General features: G+C 50.2%; 10 protein-coding genes. 9 read left to right on the top strand and 1 reads right to left on the bottom strand.

The window, feature by feature from the left end:
* Positions 1–210 precede the first annotated feature (210 nt).
* Positions 211–1,074, top strand: a complete 864-nt coding sequence (locus A3K86_RS08625; RefSeq protein WP_068330496.1) for a YicC/YloC family endoribonuclease — start codon at positions 211–213, stop codon at positions 1,072–1,074.
* 84 nt (positions 1,075–1,158) lie between these two features.
* Here A3K86_RS08625 and A3K86_RS08620 read toward each other — a convergent pair whose 3' ends face one another.
* Entirely contained in the window at positions 1,159–2,295 is a 1,137-nt protein-coding gene (locus A3K86_RS08620; protein ID WP_068330495.1) for a glycosyltransferase family 4 protein, read from the bottom strand.
* A 285-nt stretch (positions 2,296–2,580) separates the two neighbouring features.
* Here A3K86_RS08620 and A3K86_RS08615 point away from each other — a divergent pair, with 285 nt between their 5' ends.
* The 8 genes from A3K86_RS08615 (at position 2,581) to A3K86_RS08580 (ending at position 13,751) form a co-directional block, all read left to right on the top strand.
* Positions 2,581–4,728 carry an NAD-dependent epimerase/dehydratase family protein gene (locus tag A3K86_RS08615; RefSeq protein WP_068330494.1) on the top strand — a complete coding sequence of 716 codons (2,148 nt, stop codon included), beginning with the start codon at positions 2,581–2,583 and terminating at the stop codon, positions 4,726–4,728.
* The gene (locus tag A3K86_RS08610) at positions 4,725–5,789 is read left to right on the top strand and encodes a glycosyltransferase family 4 protein (RefSeq protein ID WP_068330493.1); all 1,065 of its coding nucleotides are present in this window, start codon (positions 4,725–4,727) and stop codon (positions 5,787–5,789) included. Before A3K86_RS08615 ends, A3K86_RS08610 begins: the two co-directional genes overlap by 4 nt.
* A gap of 138 nt (positions 5,790–5,927) precedes the next feature.
* Positions 5,928–6,554, top strand: a complete 627-nt coding sequence (gene gmk, locus A3K86_RS08605) for a guanylate kinase (RefSeq protein ID WP_068330492.1) — start codon at positions 5,928–5,930, stop codon at positions 6,552–6,554.
* 51 nt (positions 6,555–6,605) lie between these two features.
* The gene (gene rpoZ / locus A3K86_RS08600; RefSeq protein WP_036821454.1) at positions 6,606–6,881 is read left to right on the top strand and encodes a DNA-directed RNA polymerase subunit omega; all 276 of its coding nucleotides are present in this window, start codon (positions 6,606–6,608) and stop codon (positions 6,879–6,881) included.
* Positions 6,882–6,898: 17 nt separating this feature from the next.
* Positions 6,899–9,007 (top strand): bifunctional GTP diphosphokinase/guanosine-3',5'-bis pyrophosphate 3'-pyrophosphohydrolase, encoded by a 2,109-nt coding sequence (gene spoT, locus A3K86_RS08595; protein WP_068330491.1) that lies wholly within the window; start codon positions 6,899–6,901, stop codon positions 9,005–9,007.
* Between the two features lie 74 nt (positions 9,008–9,081).
* Positions 9,082–9,786 (top strand): tRNA (guanosine(18)-2'-O)-methyltransferase TrmH, encoded by a 705-nt coding sequence (trmH, locus tag A3K86_RS08590; protein ID WP_068330490.1) that lies wholly within the window; start codon positions 9,082–9,084, stop codon positions 9,784–9,786.
* 19 nt (positions 9,787–9,805) lie between these two features.
* Positions 9,806–11,887: an ATP-dependent DNA helicase RecG gene (gene recG, locus A3K86_RS08585; protein ID WP_068330489.1), complete on the top strand. Its 2,082-nt coding sequence runs from the start codon at positions 9,806–9,808 to the stop codon at positions 11,885–11,887.
* Between the two features lie 451 nt (positions 11,888–12,338).
* Complete coding sequence (locus A3K86_RS08580) at positions 12,339–13,751, top strand: uracil-xanthine permease family protein (protein ID WP_068330488.1); 1,413 nt, start codon at positions 12,339–12,341, stop codon at positions 13,749–13,751.
* Positions 13,752–13,774: the final 23 nt, after the last annotated feature.

The raw sequence follows: 13,774 nt of genomic DNA, 5'->3' as shown, positions 1-13,774 counted from the left end.
AATTTTAACCGGCGATTATAGCCAGTTACGCAGCCAAGTGCGAACCCTTTGCTAAACGATTGCTACCGTACGCCGACAATTGCAGCGCTTGGGCGGCAATAAGCCAATCGACACTCAATTTCTTTTATTATCAATGCTGCGTATAATCATGCCATCAACGCGACAAGGAATGACTTGTCAGCGAACCGCTAACATAAGGGCCATCAGCCAATGATTCATAGCATGACCGCCTACGCGCGCCGTGAAGTAAAAGGCGACTGGGGCAGCGCCGTGTGGGAAATCCGCTCGGTAAACCAGCGTTACTTAGAAACCTACTTGCGTATGCCTGAGCAGTTCCGCGGCTTAGAGCCAGTACTGCGCGAGCGCTTTCGTAAACGCCTTGCTCGCGGCAAGGTCGAATGTAACCTGCGCTTTGAAGCCAACACGGCGGCAAGCAACGAGCTATCAATCAACGAAGAGCTAGCGAAACAAGTGATCAAAGCCGCGCAGTGGGTGAAAGACACCGCTGGCGAAGGTAACATCAACCCGTTCCAAGTGATGAACTGGCCGGGGGTAATGGAAGCACCAGAGCAAGATTTAGATGCAATCAACAAAGACCTACTCGCAGGCTTTGAAGAAGCACTGAATGACTTCATTGCAGCTCGCGCGAGCGAAGGCGAAAACATGAAAGCTCTGATTGTACAGCGCCTTGATGCGATCACCGAAGAAGCAGGCAAAGTACGCGCCCAAATGCCAGAAGTAATGGCATGGCAACGTGAACGTCTACTTAGCCGTTTTGAAGAAGCCAAAATTGAGCTTGACGCTAGCCGCGTTGAGCAAGAGCTGATCTTGTTGGCACAAAAGAGCGATGTGGCAGAAGAGCTGGATCGCCTCGACTCGCACGTGAAAGAAACCCAGAAAATCATGAAAAAAGGTGGCGCTTGTGGCCGCCGTTTAGACTTCATGATGCAAGAGTTCAACCGTGAGTCGAACACCCTAGCCTCTAAATCAATCAACACCGAGATCACGGCATCAGCCGTTGAACTCAAAGTGCTGATCGAGCAAATGCGCGAGCAAATTCAAAATATTGAATAAGCGTTATCGCCAGCTCAAAAGAAAAAAGCGCCCAACGGCGCTTTTTTTACATCCAAAACTAGCAATAGTCAGAAGTACGCAGACTTAAACCATTAACCAAGGTAGGGCTTTTTCAACACGCTGAGTAAAGACAGGCTGCGAGAAAGCATCAAGGTGGGCTTTGTGGTCAACTGGCTGTGGCATCGCTCGTTCACCCTGTTGGATCTCAGTCAAAATGGCTTTTAGCTCGGCACCATTATCTTGACGAGGGTCGGTAAACAAAAAGCCCGTTTTGCCATCGGCAACGGTCTCGACAAATGGTGAGGCATTCACCGCCAACACAGGTAAATCACAATGTTGGGCTTCGATGACATTCAAACCCAAGGCTTCTTTTTCTGGCAACCCCGCCATTAGAAAATCAAGCTGACGGTAGATACCTTCAACATTTTTTTGGAAACCCCAAAAACGTACCCGATCGCCAAGTGGCGCAAGGGCTTTTCGTAAATCGCGCACCGAGGCATAACCGCCGCTACCAAAAATTTCCACGTTCACGTCAGGCACTTCAGACAGCGCTTGTGCTATGTGCTCAAACATCAAAGGGAACTGCTTAATTGGCGTTAATCGCGACACAATACCTATGGTTAATCCTGGCTTTTTCTGCCACTCCACTTTAGGACGAAATGGTTCATAAACCGGTTCCAGCCAAGATAGAATACGATCGCGTCCTTTGCGGAGGTCCCAGTCGTAGCAAGAGGCTTTCAGAATTGGGCTATTCGCTTCCTTGTTACGCGTTAGCGATGCAACCCCATACCAAGGTTCAGGATAGATATTCTCAACCTTGGCATCTTTCAAACTCTCGATAACGTATTGAGAAACGCCAATAACGCCATCGTAATGATCATAAGATGAAGGGTCTCGACCATATAACGGCATATGCGCAATCGCAATTAAACGGTGCCCTTTCGCCTTAATGGCTGTACGCCACGCTTTATCTATCCCGCCATGGGTTAACAAAATAGCCGGCTCTTCACCCAGGGCTGCCAACACACCATCCAAATCAGGACTGATCGGCGTAATGACATCACGCTCAAAAGATAACTTATTCCAATACTCGGCTTTAGGGTGAGTCAGTAAAGTGTAATCAACACTCAACGCGTCTAAGCCCTGACATAAAAAATGAGTGTAAACCTCACCACCACCAAAATGTTGCTGTAAATTTAATTGAAATAACGTCTTTGCCACGCGACCCTCAGCTCTATTTAGTTATTGATATCCATCGCATCATACGGAAAGCAAAGCTAAAGCCCAACCTTGGTACCCAAAAGTATGAAATAAAACCATATCAATGCCCTCACTTCATTACGCACCCTTAACTCAACCCGATAGTTCAAACAGCCCCAACATTCTGATATCCCTTGCTATAGTTAATTTTATCGTAGGGAAACTAAGTCGTATTAACTCGCCATGGTTAATTGATTTATTGCGTTTATTAATCCTTGTCATTAGATGACCGCTTGGAGCGTAGGAATGGAAGCTAATAAAACATATAACGTTATCTTGTGTGGTGCCGGTTTTATCTCAAACATCCATGCCAGCACACTGAAACAGCTAAAAAATATCAATATTGTAGCCATTGTAGACCCGAACCAAGACGCAGCACGCAACCTCGCCAAACAATTTAATATCCCTCATACATTTACAGGCATTCAGGAAGCACTGAATACCATTGAATTCGATGCCGCCCACATTCTCGCTCCCCCTAACCATCATTACTCCCTCACTCATGCGCTGCTCAGCCATGGCAAGCATGTCTTGGTTGAAAAACCACTGGCTGAAACAGCCGCTGAGTGTGACGAGCTGGTCCTGCTAGCCAAACAAAAAGGGGCGACACTCGCGGTCAACCAAAACTTTATTTTCCACCCGGCTCTCCTCAAAGCCAAAGCGCTATTGGCCGAAGGGAAAATTGGCCCGGTTAAATCAGTAAAGCTCGATTACGAGATGCCGTTGAGGCAACTCGATGCTGGCCAATATGGCCACTGGATGTTCAGCAAGCCCGTCAACATCCTACTTGAGCAAGCTGTCCATCCAATCTCGCAATTATTTTCATTGTTTGGCTTGCCCCGTGGCGATACCCAATGCCGAGCGAGCCAACCAACGGCGCTTACGGCACAACGCCCTTTTATAAAGCGGTTAGATATCATGGGAGAATTGAACATTCCCTACCACTTTTCATTTGCCATGGGCCAAGATTTTCCTGTCTGGCAGATGAAAGTCATTGGGGAGGATGGCGTATTAAACATTGATTTCATCAACAACCAGCTATCTTGCCAAACCCGAAGTCGTTTCCTACCAGCCCTTGATATCGCCGTCAGTGCTACACGTCAGGCAAGCTCCATTTGCTATCAAGGCCTGAAACAACTGTTCCAGTACTCAACCGCCATTGCGGGCTTAACGTCATCGAAAGACCCCTTTTCGTCTTCCATGAAAGCGAGCATGGTTCACTTCTACCAAGCTCTGGATCAACAAGTGACACCTGTCCACAGTGGCGACTTCGGCCACAAGATCATTTCGTTCTGCCATACCTTAGCCCAGCAGGGGTTCCCAGAACTTCTCCACCCGCTTCCAGCAGAGACCCCAACAGACGCACTTTTTGAGGATGAGGGTAAATTTGACGTTTTAGTTATTGGCGGTACCGGTTTTATCGGTCGTCAGGTCATTAAGCAACTGCAAGCCGAAAATTACAGTATTGGGGTCATGGCAAGAAACATTAATGCGCTACCATCCCTATTTCACCAACCCGGCATTACTTTACTCAAAGGCAATGTTCGGGACAGCAAGGCGGTCAATCGCGCCATCAGTAAGGCGACTTATGTGATCAACCTTGCCCACGGTGGCGGAAGTGGCTCATGGCAAGAGATCTATGATGCGATGGTCGGCTCAGCAGAGACCGTTGCCAATGCATGCCTCCAACATAAAGTTGAACGTCTTGTCCATGTCGGCTCAATTGCTTCGCTTTACCTCGGTGATACGGATACCATCACCAGCGAGACCCCACCGGATCCGCAACCTGAGCTCAGAGCAGACTACTCAAGAGCCAAGGCCCTTGCGGATGAATTGCTGCTAACCAAATACCCACAATTGGACTTTGTGCTGCTTCGCCCTGGCGTGGTCATTGGCGAAGGCGGATTAATCAATCACACCGGGGTTGGCTTCTTCAACAATTGCCAGCATTTTATTGGTTGGAATAGGGGGAATAACGCCTTGCCATTTGTGCTTGTTGAGGATGTTGCCAACGCAACCGTCGCGGCGCTTACGGCCAAGAATGCCAAGGGTAAAGCATTGAATCTCGTCGGCGATGTACGACTGAACGCTAAAGAATATGTTTCACTATTACGCAACCAGCTAGAACGGCCTTACCAGTTCACCTCGCAGCCCACCGAGTGGCTATATGCCCAAGAGCTAGGTAAATGGGCAGTCAAGCGTATCGCAGGGCGAAAAACGCCCATGCCAGCATTGCGTGACCTCCGCTCTAGGGCGATGACAGCTTCCTTTGACAACACGACCGAAAAAACACTCCTCAACTGGCAGCCAACAGCAGACAAACAGGATTTCATACAACGCGCCATCGCAGTACATAAACCAGAGACCACCGCCCAAAAAGAGCCGACGTCATGACCAGACACCTCTTACATGTGTTCTCGACTTTTGCAATTGGTGGTCCCCAGGTTCGGCTGGCCCAAATCATCAATGCCAGCCTCGGGGATTACCGCCATACCATTATCGCCCTTGACGGCAATTGCGAGGCCAAAAGCAAATTAGCTAACGGTGTGAATATCGAATTTGTCGATGTCGGTGATATGAAAGCCCTCGGGCTGGCAAAGCGCTTCAATGCCATCAAGGAGCGCCTACAAACCATCAAGCCGGACACCCTGATGACTTACAACTGGGGCGCGATTGAATGGACGCTGGTCAACCGCCTGACAGGCGCCTGCAAGGGGGTGCATTGGGAAGACGGCTTTGGCCCCGAAGAAAAAGAGGCCACCCTCCCTAGGCGCAATATCTTCCGCCGCTTCGCGCTCTCGGGCAGCACCCAAGTCGTGGTACCGTCTTATAACCTGATGGCGATTGCCAAGCGGGACTGGCGGCTCCCCGCAAGCAGGCTGAGCTACTTTCCCAACGGTATCCATATTCCCGCTACGCTCCCTGAGCGAGTTCCGAAATCCAAAGGCAAGGCACCAACCTTGGTAACCCTGGCAACATTACGCGCCGAAAAGAATATCCATCGGCTAATAGATAGCTTCATCGCCACGGCTCCCGAGGGAAAATTGTTGATTGGCGGTAGCGGACCTCTGCTGGACGAACTCAAGCGCTATGCCGAGCAAAATGAGGCTAGCGAACGCGTGGAATTTAGCGGCTATATCAGCGATGTGTGGCAATTTCTCGCTCAAGGCGACGTTTTTTGCCTGACTTCGGATACCGAGCAGATGCCAATATCGATACTGGAAGCCATGGGGGCTGGCATGCCAGTTGTCGCCACCGATGTTGGGGATATCAATACCATGGTTGCAGCGGAAAACCTCGGCTATATCGTCTCGCCAGAGGCATTCAATGACGCACTTGCGGATATGATCGCCAACCCAGAGCAATGGCAAAAAATTGGTGCAGCCAACCAGCGCAAGGCGGCTGAAAAATTCAGCTTCGCCGCCATGCTCGACAACTTCACCCGATTGACATAATTCCCCGTGCTATTTTTAATAGAGCGATCAGGGAATTAATGAAGCACAAATAATATTGGTTATTCCTTGACTCTCTGATTTAAATTATCTGCAGTTCATGATAATCTGCGCGCCCTTCTAACACTGAGTGAAACAGCAATGAGCAAAGGTACGTTATACATTGTGTCGGCACCAAGCGGTGCGGGTAAATCAAGTCTGATTAACGCCCTATTGGAAACCAACCCAACTTATGACATGAAAGTATCGGTTTCTCACACCACACGCGGCATGCGTCCTGGTGAAGAGCACGGTGTTCATTACAACTTTGTTAGTGTTGAAGAATTTACTGAGCTTGCTGATCAAGGTGCGTTCCTTGAGCACGCTGAAGTATTTGGTAACTACTACGGTACGTCTCGTCCGTGGATTGAAGAACAGCTAAACAAGGGTATCGACGTATTCCTTGATATCGACTGGCAAGGTGCGCGCCAAATTCGCAAGCAAATGCCAGAAGCGAAAAGCTTGTTCATCCTGCCACCATCAAAAGAAGAACTTGAGCGCCGTCTCAACGCACGTGGTCAAGACAGCGAAGCTGTTATTGCCCGTCGTATGGAAGAAGCTCGCTCTGAAATTTCACATTACGACGAATACGACTACGTGATCGTTAACGATGACTTTGATGTTGCTCTGATCGATTTCAAAGCGATTATCCGCGCAGAACGATTGAAGCAAGACAAGCAAGCTGCTAAATATAACAGCATGCTGAATGCCCTACTGGCAGAACAGTAAGTAATTTTGTACAATTTTCCATCTTTTTTTATATAACCACTGGAGTCCTCCATGGCACGCGTAACCGTTCAAGACGCTGTTGATAAAATTGGCAACCGTTTCGATCTGATCCAAATTGCTTCACGCCGCGCTCGTCAAATGCAAACTGGCGGCAAGGATCCACTGGTTCCAGAAGAAAACGACAAGTACACAGTGATCGCACTTCGTGAGATCGAAGAAGGTCTGATCACGAAAGACATTCTAGATGCTCGCGAGCGTCAAGAACTTCAAGAGCAAGAAGCAGCAGAGCTAGCAGCAGTTAGCGCTATTGCAGGCGACCACCGTTAATTCAGGGAACCGGGCGATTGTATCTTTTTGATAGCCTGAAAGAAGTCGCAACCGAATACCTGCCTGAGCCTCAAATTGAGGCTCTTAGGCAGGCTTACCTCGTTGCGCGCGATGCTCACGAAGGGCAGACTCGCTCAAGTGGCGAACCGTATATCATCCACCCGATTGCCGTAGCCCGCATCCTTGCGGAAATGCGCCTCGACTACGAGACGCTAATGGCAGCCCTCCTCCACGATGTAATCGAAGACACCGAAGTCACCAAGGAAGACTTGGAAACTCGCTTCAGTGCCACCGTTGCTGAGTTGGTAGATGGGGTATCGAAGCTGGATAAACTGAAGTTCCGCGACCGCAAAGAAGCGCAAGCCGAGAACTTCCGTAAAATGATCATGGCAATGGCTCATGACATTCGCGTTATTCTGATCAAACTGGCAGACCGTACGCACAACATGCGCACCCTAGGTGCTCTGCGTCCGGATAAACGCCGTCGTATTGCCCGCGAAACGCTAGAGATTTTCTCTCCCCTTGCCCACCGTTTAGGTATCCATAACATCAAAACCGAGCTAGAAGAGCTGGGCTTTGAAGCGTTATATCCGAACCGTTACAAAGTATTGAAGCAAGTGGTTGCAGCGGCGCGCGGTAATCGAAAAGAAATGATTAATAAGATTCACGCGGAAATCGAGGGTCGCCTCGAAGATGCGGGAATTGAAGGCCAAGTGGTTGGCCGCGAGAAGAATTTGTACTCCATCTACAACAAGATGAAGAGCAAAGAGCAGCGTTTCCACTCGATCATGGACATCTACGCTTTCCGCGTCTTAGTCAAAGATCTGGATACCTGTTATCGCGTGCTAGGTCAGGTACACAACCTGTATAAACCACGTCCAAGCCGCATGAAAGACTACATCGCCATTCCAAAAGCCAATGGCTACCAGTCACTCCACACCTCTCTTGTTGGCCCTCACGGGGTGCCGGTTGAAGTACAAATTCGTACCGAAGACATGGACCAAATGGCAGACAAAGGGGTCGCGGCGCACTGGACTTATAAAAATGGCGAAAGCTCTGGCACTACAGCGCAAGTAAAAGCTCAGCGTTGGATGCAAAGCCTGTTGGAATTGCAGCAAAGTGCTGGTAGCTCGTTTGAATTTATCGAGAACGTAAAATCCGATCTGTTCCCAGACGAAATTTACGTCTTCACCCCGAAAGGTCGTATCGTCGAGTTGCCTGTTGGCGCCACTGCGGTCGATTTTGCCTACGCGGTACACACCGATGTAGGTAATGCATGTGTTGGTGCCCGCGTTGATCGTCAACCGTATCCGCTAAGCAAACCGCTTAAGAACGGTCAGACTATCGACATCATCAGCGCACCGGGCGCACGTCCGAATGCGGCATGGCTGAACTATGTGGTGACCTCTCGCGCTCGTACCAAGATCCGTCAGGTACTGAAAACCATGCGCCGTGAAGAGTCGATCATTTTAGGTCGCCGTCTTCTTAACCATGCGCTGGGTGAGCTCAACATCGATCAAATTAATCCAGATAACTTACAGCAAGTGCTGGAAGATCTGCGTTTAAGCTCGATGGATGAACTGCTAACCGATATTGGTTTGGGTGAGCTGATGAGCGTGGTTATTGCTCGTCGTCTGCTGGGTAACCCAGAAGAGCTCAACCAACACGAAGAAGAAACCAAACGTCGCCTACCCATTCAAGGGGCCGATGGGATCTTACTGACCTACGCCAACTGCTGTCACCCTATCCATGGCGACCCGATTGTCGCTCATGTGAGTCCGGGCAAAGGCTTGGTGATCCACCGTGAAGAATGTTCAAACATCCGTGGCTACCAGAAGGAGCCGGATAAGTACATGGCGGTGGAATGGAGTGAAGAGTTCGATCAAGAGTTTGTCACTAACCTCAAAGTGGATATGCAAAACCACCAAGGGGCACTTGCTGATCTCACCAACACCATCGCGGCGACTGGCTCGAATATTCAAGGGCTAGCGACCGAAGAAAAAGACGGTCGTTTGTACACCATCACAGTTCGTCTGACCACCAAAGGTCGGATCCACTTGGCAAATATCATGCGTCGTATCCGCGTGATGCCAAACGTGGTGCGTGTATCACGTCAGAAAAACTGACGACAAACACCGCAATCTACTGATTTATAAACGCCCGCTATGGGCGTTTTTATTTATGGACGAGAAAATACCTTATGACGCCTGATCGTTACCAACGCATTCAGTCTGTACTGGCAAGCCGTCAAGTCGACCTCACCGTGTGCATGGAAGAAGTACACAAGCCTAACAATGTTTCCGCGATTGTGCGTACCGCAGATGCGGTTGGCATCCACAAGGTGCACGCGGTATGGCCGGATAAAAAAATGCGTATGCTGGGTAATACCTCAGCTGGCGCGCGCAATTGGGTCGAGCTTGAAACCCACGATACCATGGTCGATGCTGTGAAATGCCTCAAAGAGCAAGGCATGCAGGTATTGGCGACCAACCTCTCTGATACCGCGATTGATTTTCGTGACGTGGATTACACCAAACCGACTGCCATCATCTTAGGCGGCGAAAAAAATGGGATCACCCAAGAAGCACTATCGCTTGCCGATCAAGACATCATCATTCCTATGGTAGGTATGGTACAGTCGTTAAACGTCTCGGTTGCTAGCGCCTTGATCCTGTACGAAGCGCAGCGTCAGCGCCAAAATGCGGGCATGTACGACAGCGAGCAAACCCAACTGCCAGACGATGTTGTGCACCGTATTTTGTTCGAACGTGGTCACCCTGTTTTAGCCAAGGTGGCTAAGCGTAAAGGGCTACCTTACCCACCGCTAGATGAAAACGGTCAAGTCGTGGCAGACGAAGCATGGTGGGCAACCATGCAGGCCATTGAGCCAAAGAAAAAGAACTAATCACAGATAAGGATTTGCGATGAGCGGACAACTCCTCGATACCATTGCCCTCACTGAGCTTTCTGGTGTCGGCGCAAAAATGGCAGAAAAACTCAGCAAAATTGGGCTCAACACGGTTCAAGATCTGTTGTTCCATCTGCCACTCCGCTATGAAGATCGCACCCGAATCTGGCCGATTGCCAGCGCCATGCCGGGGCAACACCTTACCATTCAAGGCGAGGTGCTCAATTGCAGCATTACCTTTGGTAAACGCCGAATGCTGAGCGTGAAGATCAGCGACGGCAACGGTGCGGCAACGCTACGCTTTTTCAACTTCAATGCCGCAATGAAAAATAGCTTGGCGGAAGGCAAACAAGTCAAAGCCTACGGCGAAATCAAACGCGGTAAGTTCGGGGTCGAAATCATTCACCCCGACTACAAAGTCTTTTCCGAGCCGACCGAGCTGAGTGTCGAAGAAACCTTAACGCCGGTATACCCAACTACCGAAGGGTTACGCCAGTTAACGCTGCGTGGTCTCACCGATCAAGCTCTCAAGCTGCTCGACAAAGCGGCGGTCAGCGAACTGTTGCCCGATGGCTTATACGATCGTCAGATGACGCTCACGCAAGCGCTGCGAGTGATGCACCGCCCAACACCCGATGTCTCGCTCGACCAATTAGAAGAAGGCAAACACCCTGCTCAACATCGATTGATCCTAGAAGAGCTACTGGCGCAAAACCTATCAATGCTCGCCGTGCGCAGCAAAAGCCAACGTCACGATGCATGGCCACTCAGTGCTAAAGACACCCTCAAACAGCAATTTCTCGCCAGCTTACCGTTTAGCCCAACCGGTGCGCAGCAACGGGTCGTTGCCGATATCGAGCAAGACATGACCCAAGCGCACCCTATGATGCGCCTTGTGCAAGGGGATGTCGGCTCGGGGAAAACCTTGGTTGCCGCTCTTGCAGCGTTACGTGCCATCGAGCACGGCTACCAAGTGGCACTGATGGCACCAACCGAACTCTTGGCTGAGCAGCATGCCCAGAACTTTGCTAACTGGCTCAACCCGCTCGGTATTCAAGTGGGCTGGTTAGCAGGTAAGCTCAAAGGCAAAGCACGCGAGGCTGAACTGGCGCGCATTGAGAGTGGTGAGGCACAAATGGTGGTCGGCACCCACGCCTTATTCCAAGACCAAGTGGTGTTCAATAACCTCACCTTGGTGATCATTGATGAGCAACACCGCTTTGGTGTTCATCAGCGTCTTGAGCTTCGTGAGAAAGGGGCGAATCAAGGACGCTACCCGCACCAGTTAATCATGACAGCAACGCCTATCCCGCGTACCTTAGCCATGACGGCCTATGCGGATTTAGAAACCTCAGTCATTGATGAATTGCCACCAGGACGAACCCCAATCAAAACCGTGGCGGTGTCGGATAGTCGTCGCCAAGAGATCATCGAACGCATCCGCTCCGCCTGCCAAAACGAGGGGCGCCAAGCCTATTGGGTGTGTACTTTGATTGATGAATCGGAAGTGCTAGAAGCGCAAGCCGCCTCAGATACCGCCGATGAACTTACCGCCTTGTTGCCCGAGCTCAAAATTGGCTTGGTACACGGTCGAATGAAAGCGGCGGAAAAACAAGAGGTGATGGCAAAGTTCAAAGACGGCGAGTTGGATCTCTTGGTCGCCACTACCGTGATTGAAGTTGGGGTCGATGTGCCTAATGCCAGCCTGATGGTGATCGAAAACCCTGAGCGCCTCGGCTTAGCCCAGCTCCACCAGCTTCGCGGTCGTGTTGGTCGTGGTCAGGTTGCCAGTCACTGTGTGCTCTTGTACCACGCCCCGCTATCACAAACCGCACAAAAGCGTTTAGGGGTACTGCGCGAAAGCAGCGATGGCTTTGTCATAGCCCAGCGCGATTTGGAAATTCGAGGACCAGGGGAACTGCTTGGCACCAAGCAAACCGGTATTGCCGATTTTAAAGTGGCAGATCTAGTGCGCGACCAATACTTAATCCCACAAGTGCAAAAACTGGCGCGATACATTCACGATAAATATCCAACCAATGCGGCAGCAATTATCGAACGCTGGTTAGGGCAACGCGAAAACTACTCTAACGCCTAGTATTATCAGCATTATCCGCAGTTTCTCTGCCAGCCAAGCAAGTGTAATCCGATGCTTGGATGGCACTTTCCTTCGTTAATAACATCACCTTACTTCAAGCAGTTAAAAGTCTGCTTATGATCTGCGCCTACCGCTAACTTTGCATTGATTGCAACCAAGTTGTGATCCCGACAGCGCAGTAAAAATCCTACCTACAGCCAATAACCTCTTTTTTCTTTCGCTAGCACCATAAAAATGTGCCAGCGATATTTTTTCATCACAAAACCACGCAAACGATTGCTATTTTTCTAAAGGTAATTAGAATAGCGACCAAATTTCATCCACCTCCCTCTCACCCGTGTTGGTTGAAGCTGATTAACAGCAATCACAGAGGTATTCAGCTAACACATATCCAGTGCCCATTCAGCGCACAGGATCGGGGTATACAGAGAGACACCAAGGAAAAAACGGCATGACCCGTCAACACAGCGAAACCGCGGCACCGCGAAAATCTGATCTGATCTATCGATTAGAAGACCGCCCACCGCTACCACAAACCCTGTTTGCCGCCCTACAGCATCTGCTTGCCATGTTCGTCGCAGTTGTTACCCCTTCGCTGATCATCTGCCAAGCGTTAGATTTACCTGCCAGTGATACCAATACCATTGTCAGTATGTCGCTACTGGCATCCGGTGTGGCCTCTTTCATTCAAATCAAAACCATTGGTCCTATTGGCTCAGGGTTACTGTCAATTCAAGGCACCAGCTTCAACTTCTTAGGTCCAATTATCGGTGCGGGCTTGGCACTCAAAGCTGGCGGCGCTGATGTGCCAACCATGATGGCGGCCATTTTCGGCACCATCTTGTTCGCTTCGTTTACCGAAGTGTTTATCTCGCGCATTTTGCAACACGCTCAACGCGTGATCACCCCACTAGTGTCTGGCATTGTCGTGACCCTGATCGGTCTGACGCTGATCCAAATCGGCTTAACCTCGATGGGTGGCGGCTACGCAGCATTAGAAAGCGGTACTTTTGGTAGTCTAGATAACCTAATGCTAGCGGGGACCGTACTGGGTCTTATCGTGCTGCTTAACCGAGTGAAAAATCCTTACCTTCGCGTGTCATCGATTGTGATTGCGATGGCGGCTGGCACCTTGCTGGCATGGCTATCTGGCATGATTGATACTTCGCGCAGCGCTGAAACCGCACTGATTGCGATCCCGATGCCAATGCAATACGGCTTAGGGTTTGATTGGGGCTTGTTGATCCCATTGGTGATTGTGTTCGCCATCACCTCGCTTGAAGCCATTGGCGACATTACTGCGACCTCTGAAACCTCAGAGCAACCTGTTGCCGGTCCGGTATACATGAAGCGCATCAAAGGCGGCGTACTGGCAGACGGCCTTAACTCTGCGGTGGCTGCGGTACTGAACAGCTTCCCGAATTCCACCTTTAGCCAAAACAACGGCATCATCCAATTAACCGGTGTCGCAAGCCGTTACATCGGCTACTTTGTAGCTGGGATGCTAGTACTACTAGGCTTGTTCCCGGGCGTGGCTAATCTGGTGCAGTTAATTCCTGAGCCGGTACTGGGCGGTGCCACCATTGTAATGTTCGGTACTATCGCAGCTTCAGGTGTTCGCATCATCTCACGCTGCCATCTCGACCGCCGTGCCATTTTGATCATGGCGCTATCGTTCTCAATGGGCTTGGGTATCGCGCAAAAACCTGAAATCCTACAATTCATGCCTGAGATTGTGAAAAGCATTCTGTCATCGGGTATGGCGGCGGGTGGCTTAACAGCAATTATCTTGAACTTGGTGCTACCGGAAGAAAAACCAGAAGCAGCACCACAGCAAGCAGCGCAAACCGCAACCAACAGCTAAAACGCACTCTCAAACGGCGAATA

The sequence above is a fragment of the Photobacterium jeanii genome (genome assembly GCF_001650345.1).
Classification (GTDB): Bacteria; Pseudomonadota; Gammaproteobacteria; order Enterobacterales; family Vibrionaceae; genus Photobacterium; species Photobacterium jeanii.
Note: the sequence above shows the minus strand (reverse complement) of the source record. Positions and strands in the feature narration are given on the sequence as shown.